Here is a 24883-nt window from a genome sequence, read left to right as displayed (position 1 = left end):
CTAAAACCATCATGTCCGATGAAAGAGATCAATGCCGCCACCCGTTTTCCGTTTTGCGCCGAGCCCGAACGGTTATCTGCACCTCGGTCATGCTTATTCGGCGCTCTTGAACTTCGATCTGGCGCACCAGACCGGCGGAAGCTTCTTGCTGCGCATCGAGGATATCGACGCCACCAGGTGCAAACCGGAATTCGAGGCCGCGATTTATGAAGATCTCGCCTGGCTCGGCATCACCTGGGAGGAGCCGGTGCGGCGGCAATCCCGCCATCTTTCCAACTATCGCGACGCGGTCGAGAAATTATCGGCTCGGGGTCTGGTTTATCCAAGCTTCGAAAGCCGCGCGGAAATCGCAAAGGAAATTGAAAGACTGGTGACGCAACGCGAGGCGGACGGCCCGTGGCCGCGCGATCCCGACGGCGCGCCGTTCTATCCCGGCGCGGCGAAGCTGCTTTCGTCCGGTCAGCGCGCAGCATTTCTCGAATCGGGGGCGCCTTATGCGCTGCGGCTCGATATGGCGGCGGCGTGCGCCGAGACCGGCGATCTCGTCTGGGTCGAGCGCGGCCAAGGTCCCGATGGCGAGACCGGCACGGTGGTTGCCCGGCCGCAGGCCTGGGGTGATGTCATCCTGGCCCGCAAGGAGACGCCGACCAGCTATCACCTCTCGGTGGTGATCGACGACGCGCTACAGGGCGTGACGGACGTGGTGCGCGGGCAGGACCTGTTTTGGTCGACCAGTGTGCACCGGCTGCTCCAGCAACTGCTCGGTCTGCCGGCGCCGATCTACCGGCACCACCGGCTGATGCTCGACGCTGCCGGGCAAAAGCTTTCGAAGTCGACGGACGCCACCGGATTGCGCGAACTCCGCGCGGAAGGCGCGACGCCGGCCGACATCCGACGTCTGGTTGGCCTGCCTTAATTGCAGCTATTTGGCCGTAAGCTATTCCCGGTGAGCAAATAGGCTCTCCGCGTGACTCTCTGCGGCCGGCCTGCCATGCTGCCGCGGCCGGGTCGGGGGAATCATGGCGTCAGCATCACGCGCCCTGCGCACCAAACGGCCGCCCAAGAGGCCGAAAACGAAAAAGCGCGCTCCAGCCGCTACCACGGGTGGGAAGCGCAAGCGCGCGTCCTCGACGGTTGCCCCCGGCATCGTCGAAGCGGCGCTCGCCGCCTTTGCGCATGAGGTCCGCACCCCGCTAACCGGAATTCTTGCCATCAGCGACCTGCTGGCGACTTCCGATCTGGATGAGCGCGAGCGGCGCTGGGTCGACACCATCAAGGCGGGTGCGGAGCATCTCGCGAGCCTTGCGACCTTGTTCGTTGACGCCGCAAAAAGCGCCCATGGCGAAATGGGCGTTCGCCAGGATCTGTTCGATCTGCGGGCGCTGGCGCGCAGCGCCGGGGATTCGCTGGCTGGCCGGGCGGCGGCGAAAGGCCTGCAATGGTCGGTCGATATTTCGGAAAAGCTCCCGGCGCTGGTGGTCGGCGATCCCGTTCGCCTGCGCGCGGCGCTGGAAAACCTGATCGACAACGCGGTCAAGTTCACCGAGCAGGGGGGCGTCGCGCTGGCGGCGTCGGCGGTGCGCGGCGTGAAAGGCAAGGCCGGCATCGCCTTTGCCGTTTCCGATAGCGGCATTGGCCTGACGCTGGCCGAGATCAAGCGGCTGTTTCGTCCGTTTTCCCAGGCCAATGTCAGCATCGCGTCGCGCTTCGGCGGCGCCGGGCTCGGATTATCCTCGGTGAAACAGCTCGCGCGCGCGATGGGGGGCGACATCACCATTGCGCCCCGGCGCGGCGGCGGAACTACCTTCACGCTGACGGTGACCCTGGCCCGCGCCACGGCGGCCAGCGGAGGCGTTGCCACCGATAGGCCGTCAGCTTCCATGCCGGCGCTACGGGTTCTCGGCGTCGAGGACAATCCATTCGGCCGGGTGGTGCTCAATACGATTCTCAGCGAACTCGGCCATCAGGCGGAATTCATCGGGCGGGGCGAAGAGGCCGTCGAACGGATCTCCCGCGGCGACTTCGACGCGGTGCTGATGGACATGGTGTTGCCGGGCATCAATGGAATCGAGGCCATCAAGCGCATTCGCAGCCTGAATTCGCCGCTCGGCCGCATTGCGATCATCGGCGTGTCAGGCCGCGGCGAAGACGAAGCGGCGTCGCGCGCGGCCGGCGGCGACGCTTTTCTGGTCAAGCCTGTGAGTCCAAGGGCTCTAGCGACTGCGCTGCTTGAAGCGACACGCCGTGCGGCAGCCGCGACTTGATGATCGCCGCGTTCAGTTCGCCGCCATAAACGAAGATCGCGGCAGTGAAATACAGAAACACCAGCGCGATGATCACGGACGCAAGGCCGGCATACATCGTGACGTAGTTGTTGGCGAAACGCGTGAGATATTGGCCGAATACGATGCCTGAAATCAGCGACGCTACCATGGTGAAGATGATACCGGGCAGGATTTGCAGAAACCGGCGGCGTCCGGCCGGAAGCCAGGTATGCAGGACGAACAGCGCGACGATCAGCGCCAGGATCGTAATGCCGTAGCGCGAGACGTTGAGGAAGTGTTGGTTGGTCTCGACGATCAGCGGAATGTGCCGCCGTGCCGCTTCCAGTATCAGCGGCCCAAGCACGATCAGGAACGCCATCGCCAGCGACGTGAAGGCAGCGACCAGCGTGTAACCGATCGATTCCAGCCGGAGCCAGTACCAGCGCCGCGGCTCGGCCACCGCGTAGGCACGGTTGAGCGCAACGCGCAGGGCCTCGACGCCGTTGGAGGCAAAATACACGGCAAGAACCGCGCCGACGGTCAGCGCATCGCCGCGGGTTGTCGTCAGCACCTCGTGAATTTGGCTCGATAGCTGGTCCGCGACCTGTTTCGGCCAGGTTTGCAGCAACAGCCCCGCGGCCTGATCGGCGAGCTCCTTTGAACCGAAAAAGCCGGCCAGCGAGGTCAGCACGATCAGGAACGGGAACAGCGCCATCAGCGTGGACAGCGCGATGTGGCTGGCGATCGCCCAGCCGTCGTCGGCGAGAAACGTGTAGAACGCATCCATGACGACCAGATAGAGGTAGCGAATTTCCCTCACGTTCCACCTGCGCTGGGATGACGGCTCGACCGCTACCTTCTGATATTATTGGGCTAAAAGCCAGATCGTTGCAGGTCTGCATTCGCCGCCGGCGATGGCGGAGCGCGCGGCACGGTGCTATGTACGCGTGATGACTGCATTCCTGAGTAAGCTGGTTCTTCCCATCGCCGTCGGCGCCGTCGCTTTCGTGCTGTTGCTTGGCCTTATCAACATGATGCGGGGCGGCTCGCCGGACCGGTCCCAGAAACTCATGCAATGGCGGGTGCTGCTGCAATTTATCGCCATCGTCATCACCATGCTTACGGTTTGGGCGATGGGGCATTAGTTAGAAGTCTTGTCGCCGGCCCCTTAAGAAGCGCCGGCAACAGCCGGTCGGTAACCCTGGAGCCAGAAATGGTCGTCCTCAATCGGATCTACACGCGAACCGGCGACGACGGCACGACCGCGCTCGGGACCGGCGAACGGCGTCCAAAATACGATCTGCGCATCAGCGCCTATGGAACCGTCGATGAGACCAATGCTGCCATCGGGATTGTGCGGCTGTATCTGGCGGGGGCGCGTGAACTCGACGCGATGCTGGGCCGGATCCAGAACGACCTGTTTGATCTCGGGGCCGATCTTGCGGTGCCCCAGCGCGAAGCCAAGGCGGAACGCTTGAGGATGCTCTCCAGCCAGGTGGAACGGCTCGAGCGCGATATCGACAGTTTGAATGAGCGGCTTTCGCCATTGACCTCTTTTGTGCTGCCTGGCGGCACGCCGGCCGCAGCGCATCTGCATCTGGCGCGCACGATTTGCCGGAGGGCGGAACGGATCATGGTGGAACTTGCCGCGCAGCCCGACGAACCCGTCAGCGACGCCGCCATCCATTATATCAACCGCCTGTCGGACTTCCTGTTCGTCGCCAGCCGTTCCCAGAACGATAATGGCGCCGGGGATGTGCTTTGGGTGCCTGGCCAGAACCGCTGATCCGGATCGGTCCGGAGGCGATTTTTGGCCCTCGCGCGTTGACCGGGATTGGCGGGACCTTTAGGTTCCGCGGCCAGTGAAAAGCTGAAAGTGAAAACCTGAATTCAAGCGAAAGAGGATCGATGAAGGTTCTGGTGCCGGTAAAGCGGGTGGTCGACTACAACGTTAAAGTCCGCGTCAAGAGCGACGGAACGGGCGTGGAACTCGCCAACGTCAAGATGTCGATGAACCCGTTCGACGAAATCGCTGTCGAGGAAGCGCTGCGGCTGAAAGAGGCCGGCAAGGCAACCGAGGTCGTGGTGGTATCGATCGGCCCCGCGCAAGCGTCGGAAACCATCCGGACCGGTCTCGCCATGGGCGCCGACCGCGGCATCCTGGTCAAGGCGGACGGGATCGTCGAGCCGCTGGCGGTGGCGAAGATCCTCAAGGCCATCGTCGACGAGGAAAAGCCCGGCCTCGTGATCCTCGGCAAGCAGGCGATCGACGACGATTCCAACCAGACCGGCCAGATGCTGGCCGCCCTGCTCGGATGGTCGCAGGCGACCTTTGCCTCCAAGCTCGAAGTCGACGGATCCGATTTCAAGGTGACGCGCGAAGTCGATGGCGGCTTGCAGACCGTCAAGCTGAAGGGACCGGCGATCGTTACCACCGACCTTCGGCTCAACGAGCCGCGCTACGCCAGCCTTCCGAACATCATGAAGGCGAAGAAGAAGCCGATCGCCGACAAGAGCGCAGCCGACTACGGCGTCGATCTCACCCCGCATCTTGAGATACTCAAGACATCCGAGCCGCCGGGCCGCAAGGGAGGCGTCAAGGTCAAGGACGTCGCCGAGCTGGTGTCGAAGCTCAAGAATGAAGCCGGGGTGCTCTGATGACGACGTTGTTGATTGCCGAACACGAACACGCCTCGCTGAAGGATTCCACCAACAAGGCGCTGACCGCGGCCACGCAATTGGGTGGTGAGGTGCATGTCCTCGTTGCCGGTGGCGGCGAAGGAACCAAGGCTGCGGCTGAAGCCGCGGCCAAACTCGCGGGCGTCAAGAAAGTGCTGGTTGCCGAGGGCGATGCCTATGCCCACGACCTCGCCGAGCCGTTGGCGGCGTTGATTGTGGCGCTGGCGCCTTCGTATGACGCCTTTGTCGCGCCCGCGACCTCGCGCTTCAAGAACGTGATGCCGCGCGTCGCAGCGCTGCTCGACGTCATGCAGGTCTCGGAAATCATCAAGGTGGTTTCGCCCGATACCTTCGAGCGGCCGATCTATGCCGGTAACGCGATCCAGACCGTGAAATCGAAGGACGCCAAGAAGGTCATCACGGTGCGGACCTCGACCTTCGCCGCGGCCGGCGACGGTGGCAGCGCGCCGGTGGAAAATGCCGCTTCCGCAGCCGATCCCGGTCTTTCCAGCTTTGTCGGCGAGGAAGTCGCCAAGAGCGATCGTCCCGAACTGACTTCGGCCAAGATCATCGTTTCCGGCGGTCGTGCCATGCAGAGCCGGGAAAACTTCGCCAAATATATCGAGCCGCTTGCCGACAAGCTCGGCGCCGGCGTTGGCGCGTCGCGCGCCGCCGTCGATGCCGGCTATGCGCCGAACGACTGGCAGGTCGGCCAGACCGGCAAGGTGGTGGCTCCGGAACTCTACATCGCGATCGGCATCTCCGGCGCGATCCAGCACCTCGCGGGCATGAAAGATTCCAAGGTGATCGTCGCGATCAACAAGGACGAGGATGCACCGATCTTCCAGGTCGCCGATTACGGCCTGGTCGCCGATCTCTATCAGGCGGTTCCCGAACTGACCGAGGCGATTGGCAAACTCGGAAAGTAAATCATTCGAAAAATACCGGCCGGATGAGTAAACTCCGGCCGGTGTTTTATTAAAAATGGGCAGGCGCGATGGGCGCGCCGTTCCGATGGATGGCAAGATGGCGGTTACAATCAAGAAGGTCGGCGTGATCGGCTCGGGCCAGATGGGCAACGGCATCGCGCATGTGGCAGGGCTGGCCGGCCTCGACGTGGTGCTCAACGATATCTCCGCCGATCGGCTCAAGTCGGCGATGGCGACTATCAATGGCAATCTGTCGCGTCAGGTCGCCAAGCAGGTCATTACCGAGGAGGCCCGCAAGCAGGCGCTGAGCAGGATCGGTTCCGCCGAGACGATGGATGGGCTCGCCGATTGCGACCTGGTGATCGAGACCGCGGTGGAGAAGGAAGAGGTCAAGCGCAAGATTTTTCACGATCTCTGCGCCGTGCTGAAGCCTGAGGCCATCATCGCCTCCAATACCTCGTCGATCTCGATCACGCGGCTGGCCTCGTCCACCGACCGTCCCGAGCGTTTCATCGGCATTCATTTCATGAATCCGGTGCCGCTGATGGAACTGGTCGAACTGATCCGCGGCATCGCCACCGACGACACGACCTTCGATGCGGCAAAGGAATTCGTCACTAGGCTCGGCAAGCACATCGCGGTGTCGGAGGATTTTCCGGCCTTCATCGTCAACCGCATCCTGCTGCCGATGATCAACGAAGCGATCTATACGCTGTACGAGGGCGTCGGAAACGTCGAGGCGATCGATGCCGCGATGAAGCTCGGCGCGCATCATCCGATGGGGCCGCTGGAACTGGCCGATTTCATCGGCCTCGACACGTGTTTGTCGATCATGCAGGTGCTGCATGAAGGGCTCGCCGATTCCAAATACCGGCCGTGTCCGCTGCTGGTGAAATATGTCGAGGCCGGCTGGCTCGGCCGCAAAACCCAGCGCGGCTTCTACGACTATCGCGGCGACAAGCCGGTCCCGACCCGGTAACTTATCCGCCTGCTTCAATCAGATCGACGCCCGGCCGAAGCCGATGTGCGTCAAGAGCCGTGCTCTACTGGTCCTGGCGACAACGCTTCACTGCAGCGCGGCGCATGCGCGCTTCAATCGCCGGCCGGCCTCCTCGATGGTCGGTGGCGCATTGGCGAAGCTGACACGGATGTACGGCGACAGCCCAAAATCCTCGCCGGGAAATACCGCTACGTCGGCATGTTCGAGCAGATAGGCCGCAAAATCGCGATCGGTCCGGATTTCCCTGCCATCCGTTGCGCGCTTGCCGATCACACCGGCGCAGCAGACCAGCAGATAGAACGTGCCTTCCGGCAGCTCGCATGACAGGCCCGCGCAGCCGTTCAGAATCCCGGCAAAAAGATCACGCTTCGTGCGCAGGATTGAAGCGCGTTCGTGCAGCAGGTCCTGCGGTCCGCTGAGAGCGGCAACGGCCGCGGCCTGACTGATGGAAGATGCGCATGAGGTGGTCTGCGACTGGATATTGATCATCGCGCGGATCAATGCCGCGGGGCCGGCCGCGTAGCCGATGCGCCATCCCATCATCGCGTAAGCCTTGGCGACGCCGCTGACGGTCAATGTCCGCAGCTTCAGGCGGGGCTCGATTTCGGCCAGCGTCGGCGCATGAAGGCCATCGAACACGATGTGCTCATAGAGGCCGTCGGCGAGAATCCAGATATCCGGATGCTGCAACAGCACCGCGGCGATATCGGACAGCTCTGCCGGGGAGTACACCGCGCCGGAGGGATTGACCGGATTGTTGATGATCAGCCAGCGCGTCCGCGCGGTGATCGCCGCCCTCAGATCGCTCGGCCGCAGTTTGAAGCCGTTGTTCTGCGGGCAGGGCACGATCACCGGCGTGCCGCCCGTCAACCGCACCTGATCGAGATAGGGCGCCCAGTACGGGGCAGGCACGATCACCTCGTCGCCTTGTGCGACAGTAGCCAGCAGCGCATTGAACAGCGCTTGCGTCGAGCCGTTGCAGATCACGACCTCGTCCTGCGCATAGGTGAGATGGTTGTGCCGCTGCAGGGCCGCGCGCACCGCAGCCTTCAGTTCGGGTGTGCCGTCGACATCGGTGTATCGCGTTTCTCCGCGCAGCGCCGCCGCGTGGGCGGCTGCGACGACATGCTCCGGCGTTGCGAAGTCGAGATTACCGGAAGACAGCTCGATGATGTCGCGTCCGGCCTCGCGCAGTTCGCGGGCGCGGCGGCGCAGGATCGATGCGGGTGAGGCGCCGATTTGGCTGACGGAGGGCGAAAGGACTGGCATGGCGATTACTTGACGTACTGTGCTTCGCCGAGTCCGAACGACCAGTTTTCCGGAAGCACCTCGACAAGATTGATGAAGATATCCTCCGCCCGCAGGCCAGGGCTCGCGGTCAGGCGCTCGACGATCCTGCGATAGAGCTGCTGCTTCTGCTCGACCGGCCGGGTATTGCTGACCGTTATCTGGATAATGACCAGATCCTCGCTGCGCTGGATGCCGAGATAGTCCGCGCCATAGACGAAACCATCTTCATCGTGTTCGGAGACGGTCATGAAGCGATCGCCTTCCGGAACCGCAAAGGTCTCGCGCATCGCCAGGTAAAGGCTTCCCAGGATGGCCTTGCGGTACGCGGGCGACTTGCCTTGCTTCAGTGAAACCCTGGTCAGCGGCATGTTCGACTCCTTCGTGGTCGTGAAGCGGATGTCGGAAACCATAGAGCCGACTTGATCATTTGAAAATCATATGAAATAATATTTCAATGATTTCATATTTAAATGATTGGCCATGAAAACGCTCGATGTCGAGGCCGTTCAGGCGTTCGTCCTGGTGGCCGATCTCAACAGCTTCACGCGCGCGGCCGAGGCAATGGACAGCACCCAGTCCGCGATAAGCCTGAAGATCAAACGCCTGGAAGATGGTCTCGGCCGCCGCCTGATCGAGCGGACGCCGCGGCTGGTTCGATTATCAGCGGAAGGAAACACCTTTCTCAGCGCCGCCCGGAACCTGGTCGCCGCGCATCAGTCCGCGATCACCTCCTTTGCCGTCGAGCACCGCCGGCTGACCGTCGGCATCAGCCATCACATCGTCGGAGCCGAATTGACCGGGCTGCTCAAGCGCATGAACGGCACCGATCCGGCGCTGGTGGTGGAATTGCGCATCGACGCGTCACGGGACGTGCTGGAGGCGTTCGACGCTGGCGAACTCGACGCCGCGATCGTGCTGCGGCACGACGCCAAGCGCCGCGACGGCGACGTGTTATTTATCGAGGAGTTTGGCTGGATGGCTGCGCCCGACTTCAATCATGAGCCCGGCCAGCCGTTGCGCCTTGCGACCCAGGCTGAACCCTGCAGCGTGCGGGCGATGGCGATCGGCGCGCTCGATGCCGCCGGCGTATCCTGGACCGAAGTCTTCGTTGGCGGGGGAGTAGCCACCATCGGCGCGGCGATATCCGCAGGTCTTGCCGTGGCGGCGCTGGCGCGTCGGGTGGCGCCGGCCGGCACGGTCGATCTTGGGCCACGGCTTGGCCTGCCGCGGCTACCGGCCCGCGAGGTGATTCTGCATTCGCGCGTGTCGGACTCCCGGGGGCGCGGTGCGCTGCGTGCCCTTGGCGCCGCCTTCAAGGCGACCGCGGGATAATCGTCGGTCGATACCGCGCCGGCAAAAATTTATTAATAGCTGTCCTGTATCTGCATCCCGTGGGGTGTTGTGTATGGATATGAGTTTGGTAGCTGCGGCGCTTGCCCTTCAGGCAGGCAATACGCAGACGCAGATTGCGACTTCGGTCATGAAATCAAACCTCGATGCGGAGAAATCCTCGGTCGAGACGATCTTGGGGATCCCGTCCGCGCCATCGACGGCCAATCTTGGCCCGGGCATCGGCAGCAATCTCAATGTAACGGCCTAAAGCCATACCCGCCTAAAGCCATAACAGCCTAAAGTCCTGCCGCTGCCGGTTTTATCGCTGCCGAGATCAGCTTCACGGCGTCGTCGCTGGACCAATCCGCGGGACCGGCAATGGTCGCGATCTCGCAACCCTGGCCATCCACCAGCACCGAGGTCGGCATCCCCAAGGCCCGACCTATGCTCTTAAGGTCCTGAAAGACCTTGGCCTTTTCATCCGTGAAATAGCTGAGCCGGGTCAGATTGGCGTCTTTCAGGAAGTTCCTGGGCTTTTCGGGGTCGCGGGTATCGATGTTGACGGCGACCACCTCGAAGTCAGGTCCGCCGAGCTTGGTTTGCAGGCTGTCGAGCGCGGGCATCTCGCGGCGGCAGGGGACGCACCAGGTCGCCCACAGGTTCACCAGCACGGTGCGCCCGCGCCAGTCCGAAAGCTTCCTGGGCTTGCCGTCGCCATCCTCGAAGGCAAGGTCCGGCAGTTTTAGCGGGGTTGTCGCCATGGTCAGCGCCGCGACCTCGCCATGCGCCAGCGGCGCCAGTTTGCGCGAGAGCGCGACGGCCGGGCGGCAGGCGGGATCGCCAGCCGCGTCGCGCCTCAAGCCGCCGATCCCGTATACCCCGGCAAATCCGATCGCTGCTCCGATCAGCACGGCCCCGATCGCGAACGGAATCCGGCGCGTAACGGCCGGGCGGGGCAAGGGTGTTTCGGGCATATCGTTTGTCATCCTGTATCAGATACGGCTATGCAGAGCCTGTGTTACGGGTCAATGGAGCGGAGACGGCAGGCGCGTTTCCCGCGGGTGTGACATCAGCGGCAGGGTGTGAGCAACAAGTCATGAGCAACAAGATGTGGGGCGGCCGGTTCACCGAGCGTCCTGATGCGATCATGGAGGAAATCAACGTCTCCATCGACGTCGATCGTCACCTGTATGCCCAGGACATTGCCGCGTCCAAGGCCCACGCTGCGATGCTCGCGGCGCAAGGCATTATTACCGCGAACGATGCGAAAAATATCGGCAAGGGTCTAGACACGATTTTGTCAGAAATCGACAAGGGATCGTTCGATTTCAAGCGCGCGCTGGAGGACATTCACATGAATGTCGAGAGCCGGCTGGGCGAGTTGATCGGGCCCGCTTCGGGCCGCTTGCATACCGCGCGTTCGCGCAACGATCAGGTCGCGACCGATTTCAGGCTTTATGTCCGCGACACCATCGACGAGACGGACGCGGCGCTGGCCGCGTTCCAGTACGCCCTGGTGGAGCGCGCGATCGAACATGCGGCCACGGTCATGCCGGGTTTTACCCATCTGCAGACCGCGCAGCCGGTGACGTTCGGGCATCATCTTCTGGCCTATGTCGAGATGGCGTCGCGCGATCGCGGCCGCTTTGCCGACGCCCGCAAGCGTTTGAACGAATCGCCGCTCGGCGCTGCGGCGCTGGCCGGCACTTCGTTCCCGATCGATCGCAACGCCACTGCGAAAGCGCTCGGCTTCGACCGGCCGATGGCCAATTCGCTGGACGCGGTCTCCGACCGCGACTTCGTGCTCGAAACGCTGGCAGCGGCGGCGATCGCATCGGTGCATCTGTCGCGCTTCGCCGAGGAAATCGTGATCTGGACCTCGCCGCTGGTAGGACTGGTGCGGCTGAGCGACAAATTCACCACCGGCTCCTCGATCATGCCGCAGAAGCGCAATCCCGATGCCGCTGAGTTGGTCCGCGCCAAGACCGGCCGGGTGATCGGCGCGCTGACGGCGCTGTTGATCGTGATGAAGGGTCTTCCGCTCGCCTATCAAAAGGACATGCAGGAGGACAAGCAGGGAGCGATGGAAGCATTCGGCGCGCTCTCGCTGGCGATCCGGGCGATGACCGGAATGGTTGCCGATCTTGCGCCCGACGAGGCGCGAATGAAGCTTGCAGCCGGCGAGGGCTACGCGACCGCGACCGACCTCGCCGACTGGCTGGTGCGGACGCTGAAAATGCCGTTCCGCGACGCCCATCACGTCACCGGCCGTATCGTCGCCAAGGCATCCAAGGGTGGAATCGCGCTGCATGAACTGTCGCTGCAGGACATGCAGGAGATCGAACCCAGAATCACCAGGGACGCGCTGGCAGTGCTGTCGGTCGAGGCATCCGTGAAGAGCCGCACCAGCTATGGCGGAACCGCGCCCAGGAATGTGCTGGCTCAAGCCAAGGCGTGGCTCAAGCGGCTGGAAAAAGAGCGAAAATTGGGCTGAGCCGCGATTTGCGCTGTAATTTCACCGTTGTCCGGCTCTCGCCAGAGCGGGTCAATCTTTGTATGGTGCCGCCGCTTTGGGGATATCGCCGTGAATCGTATTTCTAGCCCTTTGTCGCCGAGATGGGCCATCGTCCTGCTTGCCGCCGCCGTACTGACGCTGGCGGGGTGTGGACGTAAAGGTCCACTCGACCTGCCGCCGACCGGATCGCAGCCGCCCGCGGCGGGCTCGACCGGATCGCAATCGTCCGCCGCGGCGCCGACCGATACGGCGGCCGAGCAGGCCAGTACGCCAAGCGTATTCAATCCGTCCTACGGAACCGATGCGCCGCCGGTCGCTCCGAAAGGCGCCAAGAAGTCATTCATTCTTGATCCGCTCCTGGATAACTGAGCTGCCATGAATCACTTCGACTATCGCAGCGGTGTGCTTCATGCCGAGGCGGTGAATCTTTCCGCGCTGGCCGATGCGGTCGGCACACCGTTTTATTGCTATTCGACCGCGACGCTGGAGCGTCACTACCGGGTCTTCACCGAAGCCTTCGCCGGAGAGAAGGCGCTGGTGTGCTACGCCATGAAGGCCAATTCCAATCAGTCGGTACTGCGAACGCTGGCGAAGCTCGGCGCCGGCGCGGATGTCGTTTCCGGCGGCGAATTGCGGCGTGCGCTCGCCGCCGGCATTCCACCGCAAAAGATATTGTTCTCGGGCGTCGGCAAGACCGAGACCGAGCTGCGCGCGGCGCTATCAGCGGATATTCTGTGCATCAACATCGAATCCGAGCCCGAACTCGAATTATTGTCGCGGCTCGCCGTCGAGAGTGGCAAGACCGCGCGCATCTCGGTGCGGGTCAATCCCGACGTCGACGCCGGCACCCACGCCAAGATTTCGACCGGTAAATCGGAAAACAAGTTCGGCATTCCGCTGACGCGCGCGCGGGCGGTCTATGCCCGCGCGGCGAAGCTGCCGGGGATCGAGGTCACCGGCGCCGACATGCATATCGGCAGCCAGATCACCGATCTCGGGCCGATGGAAGCGGCCTTCAGGATTCTGGCCGAATTCGTCCAGACGCTGCGCGCCGACGGTCACACGATCCACCACATCGATTTCGGCGGCGGTCTCGGCATCCCCTATTACATGGATCGCGAAGCGCCGCCGGCACCTGATGCCTATGCCGCGATGGTCAAGCGGGTAACGCATAATCTCGGCTGCACGCTGATGTTCGAGCCGGGACGAATGATCGTCGGCAACGCCGGCATCCTCGTCAGCCGCGTGATTTATGTGAAGCACGGCGAGGCCAAGAATTTCGTCATCATCGATGCGGCGATGAACGACCTGATCCGCCCGACGCTCTACGAGGCGCATCACGACATTCTGCCGGTGCGCGAACCCGCCAAGGGCACGCCTCGGATCGTGGCCGACGTGGTCGGGCCGGTTTGCGAAAGCGGCGATTACCTCGCGCTCGACCGCAGCATGGTTGAACCCAAGGCCGGCGATCTCGTCGCGATCATGACGGCCGGCGCCTACGGCGCGGTGCAGTCCGGCACCTACAACACCCGCGCGTTGGTTCCTGAAGTGCTGGTCAAGGACGATCAATACGCCGTGGTGCGGCCTCGCGTCGAAATCGATGCCTTGATTGCGATGGACCAGCCCGCGCCGTGGCTATGAGCGATCCCTCTTCCCAGGGGAAGAGGGATGCACGAGCGGGTTTATCTGGCTGCGTGAGCGCCCTTTCCACCCACCACGACACCTGCCGCCTTTTCGATTGGCTTGATCGCGGATGTAAAATCGGACTCCGCGCCCATTTCGCGGATCACCACTTCCCACAGCCGCCCGACCGCTTCGGCAACTTCCATCGACATCCCCAGCGCCTTGGCCTCTTCAAGGCAGAGCCGCACGTCCTTGACCATCAGCCCCGTCGCAAAACCGAAATCGAAGGTGCGCGGCAGGATCGCGCGCGGAAACTTGTCGCGGCTCGCCGTGTTCATGCCCGACCCCGCGTTGATGACGTCGATCATCACGCTTGGATCGAGGCCCGATTTGACGCCCATGGTGACGGCTTCCGACGTTGCGACGACAGCGGTGGCGGACAGCAGATTATTCGCAAGCTTCATGGTCTGGGCCGAGCCTGGCTTCTCGCCAATGAAGAACACCTTGCCGATGACATCGAGCGCCGGCTTTACCGTCTCGAAATCAGCGCGGGGACCCGACACCATGACGGCGAGCGTTCCCTTTTCGGCGCCGCCGACGCCACCGCTGACGGGGCTGTCGAGCTGCACGATGTTGCGTTTTGCCAGCAGGTCGTGGATCCGCACTGCCATGTGCGAGCCGACGGTGGAGAGATCGACAAAGCGCTTGATGCGTTTGCCCTCGATCACGCCGTTGTTGCCGGTGGCGACATCGAGCGAGGCCTGTAGCGACGGCAGGCTGGCGAACACGGTTTCGACGCGGTCGGCCATTTCCTTTGGTGACGATGCCGCCTGCGCGCCGAGCGCCACCAGTTTGTCGACGACCTCCTTGCGCGTATCGAACACCACCAGCTGATGCCTGGCCTCGATCAAACGTCGGGCCATTGGGAAACCCATCTTCCCCAGGCCGATGAATCCGATATCCATGTTGTTTGCTCCCGCCCCTTGTGGGTTTCTGCCTTATCGATTTTGCGCGAACACTTCGCGCGCGACGCGAAGCCTGTCAACGTCCGCGGTCACGCCTACATTAACGGCAGTCACGCCTTTGTGTTATGCAGGTTCCGAGGCCGGGGATACCGCGACAGAACGGATGCCTCATTGCCGCCGCCGTGCTAGGATGCTGTTTGGGTAACCACGGAGAGTTTATTGAGCGGCGCCACCCCCGACTCACCACAGCCAGCACGCGACCCTGATGCCGCTGCACGGCTGCAGCTGACGCAGGCTCTGCAGCGGGCGAAATACGCTATCGCGTGGGAGCGAGGTTGGCCGCACCTGGCGCGGTTACTCACGGTCGTCGGACTGTTCCTGGTGGTGTCATGGGCGGGCCTGTGGCTGGCGCTGCCGTTTATCGCCCGCGCCATCGGGCTCGGCCTGTTCGTGCTGCTGGCGCTGGGAGCGCTGTTTCCGCTTATCCGGTTTCGCTGGCCAAGCCGTGAAGAAGCGCTCAGCCGGCTCGATCGCGGCACCGGTGTTCGCCATCGCCCCGCAACCACGCTGACTGATACGCTGGTCACGCAGGATCCGGTCGCGCGGGCGTTGTGGCAGGCACAGCGCGAACGCACGTTGGCGTCGATCAAGCGCATCCGTGCTGGCCTGCCGTCGCCGCGGCTTGCCATCCATGATCCGTGGGCGCTGCGCGCACTGGTCATGGTGTTGCTGGTGGCGACCTATGTCGCGGCGGGCGATGAGCGCGCGCTGCGCACCGCGGCGGCGTTCGACTGGAACGGGGTACTGTCGCCGGCCAATGTCAGGGTCGATGCCTGGGTGACGCCACCGCTCTATACCGGCAAGCCTCCGATTATCCTGTCGGCGGCGAACAAGGACTCCGGAACCGGCAATGCCCCCAGCGCCGGACCGTTGCCGGTTCCGTCAGGCAGCACGCTGATTGTTCGTTCAAGCGGAGGCGCCCTCGATGTGGCCGTTTCCGGCAATCTGACGGAAGCCGTGCCGACCGAACAGGCGCCCCAGGGCACCAACGAACGGCATTTCACGATCTCTGGCGACGGCACGGCGCAGGTTCGCGCGCCCTCCGGTCAGCCGCAATGGAAATTCAGCGCGGTTGCCGACCGCGCGCCCTCGATTTCACTGACCAAGGATCCGGAGCGGCAGGCCCGCGGCTCGCTGCAGCTTTCCTACAAGATCGAGGACGATTACGGCGTCACCGATGCGCAGGCGCATTTCGCCGCGCGTCCCGGTGACGGCCCGAAAGCCGACACGGAGCCGCGGCCCTTGTTCGATGCGCCGCAATTTGCGCTGGTGCTTCCCAATGTGCGGACCAGGAATGGCGTTGGACAGACCGTCAAGGATCTCAGCGAGAACCCCTACGCCGGCGCCGAGGTCACACTCAACCTGACGGCAAAAGACGAGGCCGGCAATGAGGGCCGCAGCGAACCGTTCAACATGCGGCTGCCGGAACGGCTGTTCACCAAGCCGTTGGCGCGGGCGCTGATCGAGCAACGCCGGATTTTGGCGCTCGACGCCAATCAGAACGATCAGGTCTATGCGGCGCTCGATGCGCTGATGATCGAGCCGGATATGTTCACGCCGGAGACCGGCCAATATCTCGGCCTTTACGATGTCGCGAGGCAGTTGGAGGCCGCTCACACCGATGATGCGCTGCGCGAGGTGGTCGCCAGCCTGTGGGCGCTTGCCGTCACCATCGAGGATGGCAACATCACCGATGTCGATAAGGCCTTGCGTGCCGCGCAGGACGCGCTCAAGCAAGCGCTGGAACGCGGCGCCAGCGACGAGGAGATCAAAAAGCTCACCCAGGACCTGCGTGCGGCGCTGGATAATTTCATGCGCCAGCTCGCCGAACAGATGCGCAACAATCCGCAAGCCTTGGCGCGGCCGCTCGATCCCAATACAAGGGTGATGCGCCAGCAGGATCTCAACAACATGATCGAGCGCATGGAGCGGCTGTCACGCTCCGGCGACAAGGACGCTGCCAAGCAATTGCTCGAGCAATTGCAGGAGATGCTGGAAAACCTGCAGATGGCGCAGCCCGGCCAGTCCGGCGACGGCGACATGGAGCAGGCGCTGAACGAGCTTGGCGACGTCATCCGCAAGCAGCAGCAGTTGCGGGACAAGACCTTCAAGCAAGGTCAGGATTCCAGGCGCGATCGCCTGCGCGGCAAGCAGGACGACCAGAACATGGGCGATCTGCAGCAGGATCAGCAGGGCCTGCGCGACCGTCTGAAGAAATTGCAGCAGGAGCTTGCCAAGCGCGGCATGGGTCAGGGCCAGCGCGGCCAGAAGGGCGAACAGGGCCAGCAGGGTGAGGATGGCGACCAGCAGCAAGGCGATGGCGCTGACAGCCTCGGCGATGCCGACAACGCGATGGGCGATGCCGGCGGCAAGCTTGGCGAGGGCAACGCCGATGGCGCCGTGGACTCGCAAGGCAAGGCGCTGGACGCGATGCGCAAGGGTGCCCAGAGCCTGGCAGACGCGATGCAGCCGGGCGATGGCGACGGACAGGGCGACGGCCCCGGCAATCGCACAGGGCGGCAGCAGAGCAGCGGCAATACCACTGACCCGCTTGGACGGCCGCTGCGCACCCACGAAAGCGACGATCTCACGGTGAAGATCCCGGGCGAAATCGATGTCCAGCGCGCGCGCCGGATTCTGGAAGAACTCCGCCGCCGGCTTGCCGATCCGGCCCGGCCTCAGATTGAGCTCGATTACCTCGAGCGGCTGCTAAAGGACTATTAGGATCTCCGCACGCGTCATCCGCTTGGCGCGGAAGTCGCGCTATCCAGTCTTGCGCGCGGAGAGCGCGTCGGCGACCGCGGTGCGAATATCGGCCACCGAAAACGGCTTGGTGACGACGTCATGCACGATGGCGTTGAGGCCGGATGCGCGTTCGCGCTGATCGGCAAAGCCCGTCATCAGCAAAATGGTCAGATCCGGAAAGTCACGGGCGGCGGTCAGCGCCAATGCAATGCCGTCCATCACAGGCATCTGGATATCGGTAAGCAACAGATCGAATGTGCCTGCTTCGCGGCTCAGGATCTCCAGCGCTTCGGCGCCGTCCTGTGCGGTGACAGTCTCATGGCCGTCTATGGCAATGGCGCGCGCCACCAGGGCCCGCATCGAGTCTTCATCGTCGGCGATCAGCACACGTGGCATCAAGACACCGTCACTATTGGAGCGTTTTCGAGCGAAGCGGGCACCCGTTCGCGTTGGGAAAACACGTCAAACTAAAGATCCAGACACCGGTCCTGATTCAATCAGAACCGAACAGGCTCTGCCCGGGATTGAGTTACCCCGTTCAAGCACTACCGCCGGCAACGTCCCTCTTGTTGAAGAAGCGTACGTCGATATTGCGTCCCTCGGGTGGTGGCGAAGCCAGCCGCGACTTGAACCAGGCTCTTTCGCCTGGTTGCAGCACGGGCTGCTCCAGTACCGCATTCCAGGCGTAGATTTCCGCGCCTTGCGCGTCGCGAACGCTGAAGCGCAGCCGCGGCAGTTCCACCGGCTTGTGCGTTTCGCCGACAATGACGCCCTCGATGACCAGCACCGGTTTGCCTTCCACGGTTTCACGCGTGATCTTGACGTCCTTGAACATCAGCCCGCGCAGATTCACGTCGAGGCCGACCATCCGGTAGAATGTCGCGGTTTGCGGCATCAGACGCACCACATCGGCGCGCCAGATGATCAGCGCCAGCACCAGCGCGCCCATGGCGGCGCAAGCTGTGGGCAGGTTGGCAAAGGGCAGGTTGACCCGCGATTTTCGGGGGATACGAACCAGCGCTTTCGGGTTCAGCAGATTCCGGAGCTTCGACAACAGGCGTAGTGGATGAATGGCTTGAGCGTCTTCGGAATCATACCGGGCCGCCGCAGGCCAATCGGCCTCAGTCTCCGACGCGCCGTTGCTTTCAGGCCAGTCCGCGGATATCGAGGGGCTGTCGACGACAGGGGTTTCGTGCTCCTCGGCGTTGTCCTCCCGTGCCAAGGCCTCCCACTCCGCGGCCGCATCCTGCTCGTCGGCCTGTTGGCCGGCTGTCGCAGTCGCAGGTACCGAAGCCATTACCTCGATCGCGTCCTCCGGCCGCGCCAGCCAGACTTCCTTGCAGCGGGAACAACGAACGGTACGGCCGGCCGCCCCCAAGGTGGACAAATCAATGGCGTAGGACGTCGTACAATGGGGGCAGACGATGTGCATGCAGCCAATGTCCACAATGACCTCGTGCCGCCGATTTGAAGTTCCCACAGTATTTGCTACGAGCGGGTGTTAGGAACTTCGAACAGCGGCACTAGAAAAAGTTAAGTTTGCCAGTGCCCCTTTGCTTCCGAAGTTCGCATCAGAGGGGTCGCAAGAGTTCGCGAACTTTAGAAACGGGGCACTAGTGAACGGATGCTACAAGGCGACCGTTAACGAACCGGAAACCATAACCGCCGCACAACCGTTTTGTTCGGTTCGCAGCCGCAGCCGGTTGCGGACCTTCGGTTCCAGGTTTTCGGCCGGGTCCCACGTCGAACGGAGCTGAGCTTGGTTCGGTTCGAAAATGTCGGATTGCGCTACGGGCTCGGCCCGGAGATTTTGCGCGACCTGAGTTTCATGATCCCCGCGCACTCCTTCCAGTTCCTCACCGGCCCGTCCGGCGCCGGCAAGACCTCACTGCTGAGGCTGCTGTTTCTGTCGCTGCGGCCGACGCGCGGCCTGGTCAATTTGTTCGGCCATGACGTCTCCTTGCTCGGCAAGGACGAGGTCGCCGATCTGCGCAAGCGGATCGGCATCGTGCTGCAGGACTTTCGCCTGCTCGATCACATGACCACCTACGAAAACGTGGCGCTGCCGTTCCGGGTGATGGGCCGCGAGGAATCCAGTTACCGCAGGGAGGTTATCGATCTCCTGAAATGGGTTGGCCTGGGCGAGCGGATGGACGCGCTGCCGCCGATCCTGTCCGGCGGCGAAAAACAACGCGCGGCGATTGCGCGCGCGGTGATCTCGCGGCCGCATCTGTTGCTGGCGGATGAGCCGACCGGCAACGTCGATCCGACGCTGGGGCGGCGTTTGCTGCGGCTGTTCATCGAGCTGAACAAGTCAGGCACTGCAGTGATCATCGCGACCCATGACATCACGCTGATGGACCAGTATGAAGCGCGGCGGCTGGTGCTGCATCAGGGACGGCTGCATATCTATGAGTAGAGCCGACGAGCACGGTCCATTGGTGGATCTGGGGCATGAGCGCCCGCAGGTGCCGGCAAGGGCGCGCAACCTCTCGCCGATCGTGCCGCGGGCCTCGATCTCCGGACGCGCGCTGGTCGCCGTCGTCGCGATCATGACGTTCCTGGCATCGATCACAACGGGTACCGTGCTGCTGGTGAGTGCGTCGGCAGCGGAATGGCAATCGGACGTCGCCAGCGAAATCACCATTCAGGTGCGTCCCCTGGCCGGGCGCGATCTGGACCGCGACGCGGCGGCGGTCGCGGACGCGATGCGCAGACAGCCCGGCATCGTCGAGGTCAGACCTTTTACCAAAGCCGAATCCGCCAAATTGCTGGAGCCCTGGCTCGGCAGTGGCCTGTCGTTCGACGAACTGCCGGTGCCGCGCGTCATTGTGGCGCGGGTTCAGCCTGGCACCACGCTCGATCTGGCAGCGCTGCGCAGCCGGGTGACACAGGTGGCGCCGACCACCAGCGTCGACGATCACCGCGCCTGGATCGAGCGGATGCGGACCATGACCGGCGCGACGGTGTTTGCCGGCATCGGCATCCTGGCGCTGGTGATTATCGCCACCATCATCTCGGTTTCTTTCGCGACGCGCGGGGCGATGGCGGCCAATCGCCCGATCGTCGAAGTGTTGCACTTTGTCGGCGCCGGCGACCGCTACATCGCCAATCGCTTCCTGCGGCATTTTCTCCGGCTCGGGCTGGAGGGCGGCGTGATCGGCGGCGGGGCGGCGATGCTCGCTTTCGGATTTTCCGAATCGATCGCCGGCTGGTTCTCGGGCACCCCCGTGGGCGACCAGTTCGCGGCCTTGCTGGGAACGTTTTCGCTGCGTCCGTCCGGCTATCTGGCGCTGGCGGCGCAGGCGGTGCTGATCGCGGCGATCACCGCCTGGGCCTCGCGGCGAACGCTGTTTGCCACGCTTGACGACATCGACTGAGGCGGGTTTGCGCCGCGAATACCGTGGCGGCCGGACTCCATTTCGCCCGAAAGCACTCTATAGCGTTTTCGAGCGGCCTGGATTCCGGTTCGCGTACAGAAAACGCGTCAAAATAAGGGATAGAGCGTCGGTTCTGATTCAATCGGAACCAAAAAGGCTCTAGTGTCTCGACCCGGGAGTTGTTTTCAGTCCTGCGGCGGCGGCGGCGCCGCAGCTCGACGGGTGTTCAAAGGAAAATCGCCGGCATCGCATGAATTTACAGCCCGACGATATCTTGACGGAAGCGCCGGTTGCCGCGCCGCGCCGCTGGCTGCGCACCGCTGTCGTGGCAGTGCTGGCGATCTTGTTTGTCGGCGCCGCGATAGGCTTCGTCGGCTTTCTGTCGCAGTTGCGCGGTGCTGAAATCAAGCCCGGCCGCAATGCCGACGGCATTGTGGTGCTCACCGGCGGCTCCTCGCGCGTCTCCGATGCTATCGAGCTGCTGGCCGATGGCTACGGCAAGCGGCTATTGATCTCGGGCGTGCATCCGACCAACGACGCCGCCGATATTTCCCGTTCGCTGCCGGACAATCAGTCGCTGATGGGCTGTTGCGTCGATCTCGACCATTCGGCGTTCAACACCCGCAGCAACGCGGCGGGGACGCGGCGCTGGGCGCATGAGCGCGGCTTCAAATCGCTGATCGTGGTGACATCGAATTACCACATGCCGCGGGCAATCGTCGAATTGTCACACGCGATGCCCGACATCACGCTGATCCCATTCGCCGTTGTCGGCGACAAATGGCGCGATGAACCATGGTGGACGAGTAGCACGACGTTTCGGCTGCTGCTGTCGGAGTATGCGAAATATGTCGCCGCTGAAGTGCGGGTACGCCTGGCCGACGCAGGCCTTGACCTGACGCCCGAGGTTGCGGATTTACCGACGGGCTCCCTCGCTCCGCGCAGGCCCGCGACGGCGCAGGCAAACTGATCGGGTTTTCGATGGCTCTGATTTTCCTGCGTTCGCTGGTCTACAACCTGCTGTTCTATCTCGTCCTGATATTCTGGCTCATCCTTGCGATTCCTACCTTCGTAATGCCGCGCGCGGCCATCATGTCGATCGCAAGGTGGTGGGCGCGCAGCAGCATCTGGCTGATGCGCGTGATCTGCGGCACCAGGGTGGAATATCGCGGCGTCGAGAAAATCCCGAAGGGTCCGCTGATCGTCGCATCGAAGCATCAGTCGATGTGGGAAACCTTTGCGCTGCTGCAATTCTTCGATCAGCCGCTCTACATCCTCAAGCGCGAGCTGGAGTGGATACCGTTCTTCGGCTGGTATTTGAGGAAGGCGAACATGATCGGAATCGATCGCCGCGCCGGTGGCCGTGCGTTGTTTGCAATGACGCGCCGCGCCGGTGAGGCCGTTCGTCGCGGCCGCCAATTGATTATCTTCCCCGAGGGAACGCGAAGGCCCGTCGATGCCCCGCCGAGCTACAAAAGCGGCGTCGGCCAGGTCTATGTCGATTGCGGGGTGACCTGCGTGCCGGTCGCGCTCAATTCGGGATTGTTCTGGCCGCGCCGGACATTCATGCGCTACCCCGGAACGCTCGTCGTCGAATTTCTCGATCCGTTGCCGCCGGGCATGGCGCGCGGTGAATTCGTCACCCGCGTCTCAACCGTAATCGAAGAGGCCACCAACCGGCTGGTCGCGACGGCGCGGCAGGAGCAGGCGCAATTATTCGGTCGGGTGCCGAGCCGGTCATCGGCGAAGGCTTAGGGCGGCTTTGGCTTCTCCTCCGGGTCAGATCACCGATGCCGTGACGTATCGTCATGCAGCATCAACGCAAGCTGATGCAATTGCTCGTCGCGGAAGCCCTGCGCCTCGATCGACTTCACGGTTGACAGAACGTAATCGCGATTGTTTCCGGAACGGCCGTGCCCCTGTTGCACGTGACGCAGTTGCTCCGCCAACGACAGCCGTCCGGCATATTGCACGTGACCACGATCGACCACATAGGTCAGCGCGCTGATTCGCTGCCGGGCTTCGTTTTCAAGCCACACCGAACGCATCACCTCGCGGTAGACGTTAGTCGTCTGTTCGCGCCCACGCAGATAATCCACGGTGTCGCCACCTTGCTTCGCTGCAACCCGAAACGCGATGCCACGGCAGGCGCCGCCACGATCGAGCCCGAGCACGAGGCCGGGCTTTTCCGGAGTCCCGCGATGATCGAACGAATAGACGCACAGCGCGCGATGCTCGCCGATCAGCCGCGCCGGCACTTGCTCGATGAACTCGAACCCGGGCCGCCACATCAGCGATCCGTAGCCGAACACCCACAGGTCGCCTTTGGACAATTCCACGTCGGGTACGATTTTGGCTGGCATCGCGCCGACGCCTATCAGAATCTCGCGCTTACTCAAAATAGGTTAATTTGCAAAATGCGTTAAGTTGATCACGTTGCGGGTAGCATCGCTTAATTGACAAAATTGCTAGCCAAAGGACCCGCATGTCGGATTTGACCCTAGCGCCGCGCCGGCGCCCGCTTTGGCGCCTTTTCATCATGCCTGTCCTGCTCCTGGTCGCTGCCGCGGCGTGGAGCGCGTTCTGGTTCTATTCCGCCTCAAAGGTCGATGAGACCGCCGACGCCTGGCGCGCGCGCGAGGCCCGATCCGGCCGGGTGTATGATTGTGCCCGACGCTCGGTGGCAGGCTATCCGTTCCGCCTGGAGGTGCGCTGCGACGGCGCCAGCGTGTCGCTCACCTCGCAGACCGCAGGCCAGACAGCGGCGCAAGCGCCGATCACGGCCAAGCTCGGCGAGATCCTGGTGGTGGCTCAGGTCTATGATCCGAAATTGCTGATCGCCGAGTTCACCGCACCGGCGACGATTTCCGAGCAGGGCGATCAGCCTTCGATGGTCGTGAACTGGCGTACGGCGCGTAGCAGCATCGTCGGATTGCCGGCCGTCCCGCAACGGATTTCACTCGTGTTCGACGATCCCGCGATCGATCGCGTCAGCGGGTCGATGCAGACGCCACTGGCGCGCGCCAAGCATATCGAGTTGCATGGCCGGCTCGTCGAGGGGACGCCGTCGGATCATCCCGTGATCGAAACCGCGCTGCAAATCGCTGATGGCAGCGTGCAGGAGCTGCATCCGCTGCTGGCGCAGCCGTTCGATGCCGATGTGCGGGCAAAGCTGAGCGGCCTGAGGGATTTTTCGCCAAAGCCCTGGCCGCAGCGGTTTCGCGAAATCCAGGCGGCGGGCGGCCATGTCGAGATCGTGCAGTCGCGGATACAGCAGGGCGACGTCGTTGCCGTCGCCGCCGGTTCGCTCGGCCTTGACGCCCAAGGTCGCCTCGAGGGCGAATTGCAGATGACGGTCGCCGGGATCGAAAAAGTGATTCCGGCGCTTGGCATCGAGAAGATGCTCGAAGAGGGCGTGCCGCAGGCAACGCTCGATCGGGTCGCGCCGGGCGTCAAAACCCAGGACGTCAACAATCTGTTCGGCGCGCTTGATCGGGCGATCCCCGGTCTTGGCAAGGTGATCAAGCAGAATGCCAATGTCGGCGTTGCCGCCGGGATCAACGCGCTCGGCAAGGAAGCGGTGCTGGAAGGCAAGCCGGCGCGGGCGTTCCCGCTGCGCTTCGTCGATGGCGCGGTGTTTCTTGGGCCTCTCAAGGTGGCGCAGACACCGCCGCTCTTCTGAAGCGGCATCCGATAACGCGCCGATCGCCGAACTGTGATCGGCGTTTCCCTGCACGCAGGGAATGCGAGAACCCAAATGCCGGTCTTGTCCTCAGACGGTACGCATATTCTTGCGGCCGGCGATCAAGGAGAGGATCAATGACTGGATTTAAATTAATTGGTGCGGCTTTGATTTTGTCGGCGGGAATGGCTACTCCCGTGTTTGCACAGGAGGCCATCTCGGAGCCCGGCGCATACGCTTTCTACCATCCCGATGGCGATGTACTACACGCAGGGTCGGCCCCGGCCCGCGATGCGTTGGCGATGGCTGTTCCCCATTACAGCGGCAGAGTGGCGCGACATGGCATGCGGACCATGTCGCACCGAACGCTTGCCAAGCGCACTGATCGATACGGCATGGAATGACAGGGAGGTGACGCC

The 24883-nt window shown here is 63.1% G+C and carries 27 protein-coding genes; 19 read left to right on the top strand and 8 right to left on the bottom strand.

The genetic code is table 11. The features are described 5' to 3' along the window. The first annotated feature begins 31 nt into the window (after positions 1 to 31). The gene (gluQRS, locus tag BLV09_RS20800) at positions 32 to 916 is read left to right on the top strand and encodes a tRNA glutamyl-Q(34) synthetase GluQRS (protein ID WP_146688696.1); all 885 of its coding nucleotides are present in this window, start codon (positions 32 to 34) and stop codon (positions 914 to 916) included. 103 nt (positions 917 to 1019) lie between these two features. Continuing rightward, positions 1020 to 2264 (top strand): ATP-binding protein, encoded by a 1245-nt coding sequence (locus BLV09_RS20795; protein WP_146688695.1) that lies wholly within the window; start codon positions 1020 to 1022, stop codon positions 2262 to 2264. On the opposite strand, the gene BLV09_RS20790 is transcribed toward BLV09_RS20795, so the two are convergent. Continuing rightward, on the bottom strand, positions 2191 to 3051 hold the full coding sequence (locus BLV09_RS20790; RefSeq protein WP_433994435.1) for a YihY/virulence factor BrkB family protein: 861 nt from the start codon (positions 3049 to 3051) through the stop codon (positions 2191 to 2193). The two genes, BLV09_RS20795 and BLV09_RS20790, sit on opposite strands and share 74 nt — an antisense overlap. Positions 3052 to 3214: 163 nt before the next feature. Here BLV09_RS20790 and BLV09_RS20785 point away from each other — a divergent pair, with 163 nt between their 5' ends. From BLV09_RS20785 to BLV09_RS20765, 5 genes are all read left to right on the top strand, one after another. Then, a complete protein-coding gene (locus tag BLV09_RS20785; protein WP_100387229.1) occupies positions 3215 to 3409 on the top strand; it encodes a twin transmembrane helix small protein in 195 nt (64 codons plus the stop codon). A gap of 68 nt (positions 3410 to 3477) precedes the next feature. After that, entirely contained in the window at positions 3478 to 4050 is a 573-nt protein-coding gene (locus tag BLV09_RS20780) for a cob(I)yrinic acid a,c-diamide adenosyltransferase (protein ID WP_146688694.1), read from the top strand. A gap of 122 nt (positions 4051 to 4172) precedes the next feature. Continuing rightward, a complete protein-coding gene (locus BLV09_RS20775) occupies positions 4173 to 4922 on the top strand; it encodes an electron transfer flavoprotein subunit beta/FixA family protein (RefSeq protein WP_100384238.1) in 750 nt (249 codons plus the stop codon). Further along, positions 4922 to 5872: an electron transfer flavoprotein subunit alpha/FixB family protein gene (locus BLV09_RS20770; RefSeq protein WP_100384237.1), complete on the top strand. Its 951-nt coding sequence runs from the start codon at positions 4922 to 4924 to the stop codon at positions 5870 to 5872. The genes BLV09_RS20775 and BLV09_RS20770 overlap by 1 nt, the downstream gene beginning before the upstream one ends. Positions 5873 to 5969: 97 nt before the next feature. Continuing rightward, entirely contained in the window at positions 5970 to 6851 is an 882-nt protein-coding gene (locus tag BLV09_RS20765; RefSeq protein WP_146688693.1) for a 3-hydroxybutyryl-CoA dehydrogenase, read from the top strand. Between the two features lie 87 nt (positions 6852 to 6938). On the opposite strand, the gene BLV09_RS20760 is transcribed toward BLV09_RS20765, so the two are convergent. After that, positions 6939 to 8141 (bottom strand): pyridoxal phosphate-dependent aminotransferase, encoded by a 1203-nt coding sequence (locus BLV09_RS20760; RefSeq protein ID WP_146688692.1) that lies wholly within the window; start codon positions 8139 to 8141, stop codon positions 6939 to 6941. A gap of 5 nt (positions 8142 to 8146) precedes the next feature. Then, complete coding sequence (locus BLV09_RS20755) at positions 8147 to 8572, bottom strand: tautomerase family protein (protein WP_433994348.1); 426 nt, start codon at positions 8570 to 8572, stop codon at positions 8147 to 8149. A gap of 70 nt (positions 8573 to 8642) precedes the next feature. Here BLV09_RS20755 and BLV09_RS20750 point away from each other — a divergent pair, with 70 nt between their 5' ends. Then, a complete protein-coding gene (locus BLV09_RS20750; RefSeq protein ID WP_146688690.1) occupies positions 8643 to 9494 on the top strand; it encodes a LysR family transcriptional regulator in 852 nt (283 codons plus the stop codon). A gap of 73 nt (positions 9495 to 9567) precedes the next feature. Beyond that, entirely contained in the window at positions 9568 to 9762 is a 195-nt protein-coding gene (locus BLV09_RS20745; protein WP_146688689.1) for a putative motility protein, read from the top strand. Positions 9763 to 9790: 28 nt separating this feature from the next. Here the strand turns inward: BLV09_RS20745 and tlpA are convergent, their stop codons facing one another. Continuing rightward, the gene (gene tlpA / locus BLV09_RS20740) at positions 9791 to 10468 is read right to left on the bottom strand and encodes a thiol:disulfide interchange protein TlpA (RefSeq protein WP_146688688.1); all 678 of its coding nucleotides are present in this window, start codon (positions 10466 to 10468) and stop codon (positions 9791 to 9793) included. A 122-nt stretch (positions 10469 to 10590) separates the two neighbouring features. On the opposite strand from tlpA, the gene argH reads away from it, so the two are divergent. The 3 genes from argH (at position 10591) to lysA (ending at position 13650) form a co-directional block, all read left to right on the top strand. Further along, on the top strand, positions 10591 to 11988 hold the full coding sequence (argH, locus tag BLV09_RS20735) for an argininosuccinate lyase (protein ID WP_146688687.1): 1398 nt from the start codon (positions 10591 to 10593) through the stop codon (positions 11986 to 11988). Between the two features lie 90 nt (positions 11989 to 12078). Then, on the top strand, positions 12079 to 12378 hold the full coding sequence (gene lptM, locus BLV09_RS20730; RefSeq protein WP_100384232.1) for an LPS translocon maturation chaperone LptM: 300 nt from the start codon (positions 12079 to 12081) through the stop codon (positions 12376 to 12378). 6 nt (positions 12379 to 12384) lie between these two features. Continuing rightward, positions 12385 to 13650: a diaminopimelate decarboxylase gene (lysA, locus tag BLV09_RS20725; RefSeq protein WP_146688686.1), complete on the top strand. Its 1266-nt coding sequence runs from the start codon at positions 12385 to 12387 to the stop codon at positions 13648 to 13650. Between the two features lie 41 nt (positions 13651 to 13691). Here lysA and BLV09_RS20720 read toward each other — a convergent pair whose 3' ends face one another. Next, on the bottom strand, positions 13692 to 14597 hold the full coding sequence (locus tag BLV09_RS20720; RefSeq protein WP_146688685.1) for an NAD(P)-dependent oxidoreductase: 906 nt from the start codon (positions 14595 to 14597) through the stop codon (positions 13692 to 13694). 219 nt (positions 14598 to 14816) lie between these two features. On the opposite strand from BLV09_RS20720, the gene BLV09_RS20715 reads away from it, so the two are divergent. Next, the gene (locus BLV09_RS20715) at positions 14817 to 17381 is read left to right on the top strand and encodes a TIGR02302 family protein (RefSeq protein ID WP_146688684.1); all 2565 of its coding nucleotides are present in this window, start codon (positions 14817 to 14819) and stop codon (positions 17379 to 17381) included. A 39-nt stretch (positions 17382 to 17420) separates the two neighbouring features. Here BLV09_RS20715 and BLV09_RS20710 read toward each other — a convergent pair whose 3' ends face one another. Both BLV09_RS20710 and BLV09_RS20705 read right to left on the bottom strand, forming a co-directional pair. Further along, the gene (locus tag BLV09_RS20710) at positions 17421 to 17798 is read right to left on the bottom strand and encodes a response regulator (RefSeq protein ID WP_146688683.1); all 378 of its coding nucleotides are present in this window, start codon (positions 17796 to 17798) and stop codon (positions 17421 to 17423) included. A 142-nt stretch (positions 17799 to 17940) separates the two neighbouring features. Next, the gene (locus tag BLV09_RS20705) at positions 17941 to 18834 is read right to left on the bottom strand and encodes an MJ0042-type zinc finger domain-containing protein (protein ID WP_146688682.1); all 894 of its coding nucleotides are present in this window, start codon (positions 18832 to 18834) and stop codon (positions 17941 to 17943) included. Between the two features lie 327 nt (positions 18835 to 19161). Here BLV09_RS20705 and ftsE point away from each other — a divergent pair, with 327 nt between their 5' ends. From ftsE to BLV09_RS20685, 4 genes are all read left to right on the top strand, one after another. Then, a complete protein-coding gene (ftsE, locus tag BLV09_RS20700) occupies positions 19162 to 19821 on the top strand; it encodes a cell division ATP-binding protein FtsE (RefSeq protein WP_100387225.1) in 660 nt (219 codons plus the stop codon). Continuing rightward, positions 19814 to 20782, top strand: coding sequence for a cell division protein FtsX (locus tag BLV09_RS20695; RefSeq protein ID WP_146688681.1), 969 nt, complete (start codon positions 19814 to 19816; stop codon positions 20780 to 20782). The genes ftsE and BLV09_RS20695 overlap by 8 nt, the downstream gene beginning before the upstream one ends. A gap of 250 nt (positions 20783 to 21032) precedes the next feature. Beyond that, the gene (locus BLV09_RS20690; RefSeq protein WP_146688680.1) at positions 21033 to 21752 is read left to right on the top strand and encodes a YdcF family protein; all 720 of its coding nucleotides are present in this window, start codon (positions 21033 to 21035) and stop codon (positions 21750 to 21752) included. A gap of 11 nt (positions 21753 to 21763) precedes the next feature. Beyond that, positions 21764 to 22537: a lysophospholipid acyltransferase family protein gene (locus BLV09_RS20685; protein WP_146688679.1), complete on the top strand. Its 774-nt coding sequence runs from the start codon at positions 21764 to 21766 to the stop codon at positions 22535 to 22537. A gap of 29 nt (positions 22538 to 22566) precedes the next feature. Here BLV09_RS20685 and BLV09_RS20680 read toward each other — a convergent pair whose 3' ends face one another. After that, on the bottom strand, positions 22567 to 23145 hold the full coding sequence (locus BLV09_RS20680) for a gamma-glutamylcyclotransferase (RefSeq protein WP_146688678.1): 579 nt from the start codon (positions 23143 to 23145) through the stop codon (positions 22567 to 22569). 122 nt (positions 23146 to 23267) lie between these two features. Here BLV09_RS20680 and BLV09_RS20675 point away from each other — a divergent pair, with 122 nt between their 5' ends. Both BLV09_RS20675 and BLV09_RS20670 read left to right on the top strand, forming a co-directional pair. After that, positions 23268 to 24464, top strand: a complete 1197-nt coding sequence (locus BLV09_RS20675) for a DUF2125 domain-containing protein (RefSeq protein ID WP_146688677.1) — start codon at positions 23268 to 23270, stop codon at positions 24462 to 24464. A gap of 137 nt (positions 24465 to 24601) precedes the next feature. After that, a complete protein-coding gene (locus BLV09_RS20670; protein ID WP_146688676.1) occupies positions 24602 to 24868 on the top strand; it encodes a hypothetical protein in 267 nt (88 codons plus the stop codon). Positions 24869 to 24883 lie beyond the last annotated feature (15 nt).

This window comes from Bradyrhizobium canariense (genome assembly GCF_900105125.1).
In the GTDB taxonomy this organism is placed as follows: domain Bacteria; phylum Pseudomonadota; class Alphaproteobacteria; order Rhizobiales; family Xanthobacteraceae; genus Bradyrhizobium; species Bradyrhizobium canariense_A.
Note: the sequence above shows the minus strand (reverse complement) of the source record. Positions and strands in the feature narration are given on the sequence as shown.

What these genes read in the sequence shown, in the direction of transcription:
- BLV09_RS20670 (WP_146688676.1), top strand. Translation starts at nt 24,602, where the DNA reads ATGACTGGATTTAAATTAATTGGTGCGGCTTTGATTTTGTCGGCGGGA.
- BLV09_RS20680 (WP_146688678.1), bottom strand. Translation starts at nt 23,145, where the DNA reads ATGCCAGCCAAAATCGTACCCGACGTGGAATTGTCCAAAGGCGACCTG.
- BLV09_RS20770 (WP_100384237.1), top strand. Translation starts at nt 4,922, where the DNA reads ATGACGACGTTGTTGATTGCCGAACACGAACACGCCTCGCTGAAGGAT.
- BLV09_RS20685 (WP_146688679.1), top strand. Translation starts at nt 21,764, where the DNA reads ATGGCTCTGATTTTCCTGCGTTCGCTGGTCTACAACCTGCTGTTCTAT.
- gluQRS (WP_146688696.1), top strand. Translation starts at nt 32, where the DNA reads ATGCCGCCACCCGTTTTCCGTTTTGCGCCGAGCCCGAACGGTTATCTG.
- BLV09_RS20750 (WP_146688690.1), top strand. Translation starts at nt 8,643, where the DNA reads ATGAAAACGCTCGATGTCGAGGCCGTTCAGGCGTTCGTCCTGGTGGCC.
- BLV09_RS20710 (WP_146688683.1), bottom strand. Translation starts at nt 17,798, where the DNA reads ATGCCACGTGTGCTGATCGCCGACGATGAAGACTCGATGCGGGCCCTG.
- BLV09_RS20690 (WP_146688680.1), top strand. Translation starts at nt 21,033, where the DNA reads ATGAATTTACAGCCCGACGATATCTTGACGGAAGCGCCGGTTGCCGCG.
- BLV09_RS20675 (WP_146688677.1), top strand. Translation starts at nt 23,268, where the DNA reads ATGTCGGATTTGACCCTAGCGCCGCGCCGGCGCCCGCTTTGGCGCCTT.
- BLV09_RS20765 (WP_146688693.1), top strand. Translation starts at nt 5,970, where the DNA reads ATGGCGGTTACAATCAAGAAGGTCGGCGTGATCGGCTCGGGCCAGATG.
- BLV09_RS20755 (WP_433994348.1), bottom strand. Translation starts at nt 8,572, where the DNA reads ATGGTTTCCGACATCCGCTTCACGACCACGAAGGAGTCGAACATGCCG.
- BLV09_RS20695 (WP_146688681.1), top strand. Translation starts at nt 19,814, where the DNA reads ATGAGTAGAGCCGACGAGCACGGTCCATTGGTGGATCTGGGGCATGAG.
- BLV09_RS20780 (WP_146688694.1), top strand. Translation starts at nt 3,478, where the DNA reads ATGGTCGTCCTCAATCGGATCTACACGCGAACCGGCGACGACGGCACG.
- BLV09_RS20760 (WP_146688692.1), bottom strand. Translation starts at nt 8,141, where the DNA reads ATGCCAGTCCTTTCGCCCTCCGTCAGCCAAATCGGCGCCTCACCCGCA.
- lysA (WP_146688686.1), top strand. Translation starts at nt 12,385, where the DNA reads ATGAATCACTTCGACTATCGCAGCGGTGTGCTTCATGCCGAGGCGGTG.
- BLV09_RS20745 (WP_146688689.1), top strand. Translation starts at nt 9,568, where the DNA reads ATGGATATGAGTTTGGTAGCTGCGGCGCTTGCCCTTCAGGCAGGCAAT.
- BLV09_RS20775 (WP_100384238.1), top strand. Translation starts at nt 4,173, where the DNA reads ATGAAGGTTCTGGTGCCGGTAAAGCGGGTGGTCGACTACAACGTTAAA.
- BLV09_RS20795 (WP_146688695.1), top strand. Translation starts at nt 1,020, where the DNA reads ATGGCGTCAGCATCACGCGCCCTGCGCACCAAACGGCCGCCCAAGAGG.
- BLV09_RS20705 (WP_146688682.1), bottom strand. Translation starts at nt 18,834, where the DNA reads ATGCACATCGTCTGCCCCCATTGTACGACGTCCTACGCCATTGATTTG.
- argH (WP_146688687.1), top strand. Translation starts at nt 10,591, where the DNA reads ATGAGCAACAAGATGTGGGGCGGCCGGTTCACCGAGCGTCCTGATGCG.
- BLV09_RS20720 (WP_146688685.1), bottom strand. Translation starts at nt 14,597, where the DNA reads ATGGATATCGGATTCATCGGCCTGGGGAAGATGGGTTTCCCAATGGCC.
- tlpA (WP_146688688.1), bottom strand. Translation starts at nt 10,468, where the DNA reads ATGCCCGAAACACCCTTGCCCCGCCCGGCCGTTACGCGCCGGATTCCG.
- BLV09_RS20785 (WP_100387229.1), top strand. Translation starts at nt 3,215, where the DNA reads ATGACTGCATTCCTGAGTAAGCTGGTTCTTCCCATCGCCGTCGGCGCC.
- BLV09_RS20790 (WP_433994435.1), bottom strand. Translation starts at nt 3,051, where the DNA reads ATGGATGCGTTCTACACGTTTCTCGCCGACGACGGCTGGGCGATCGCC.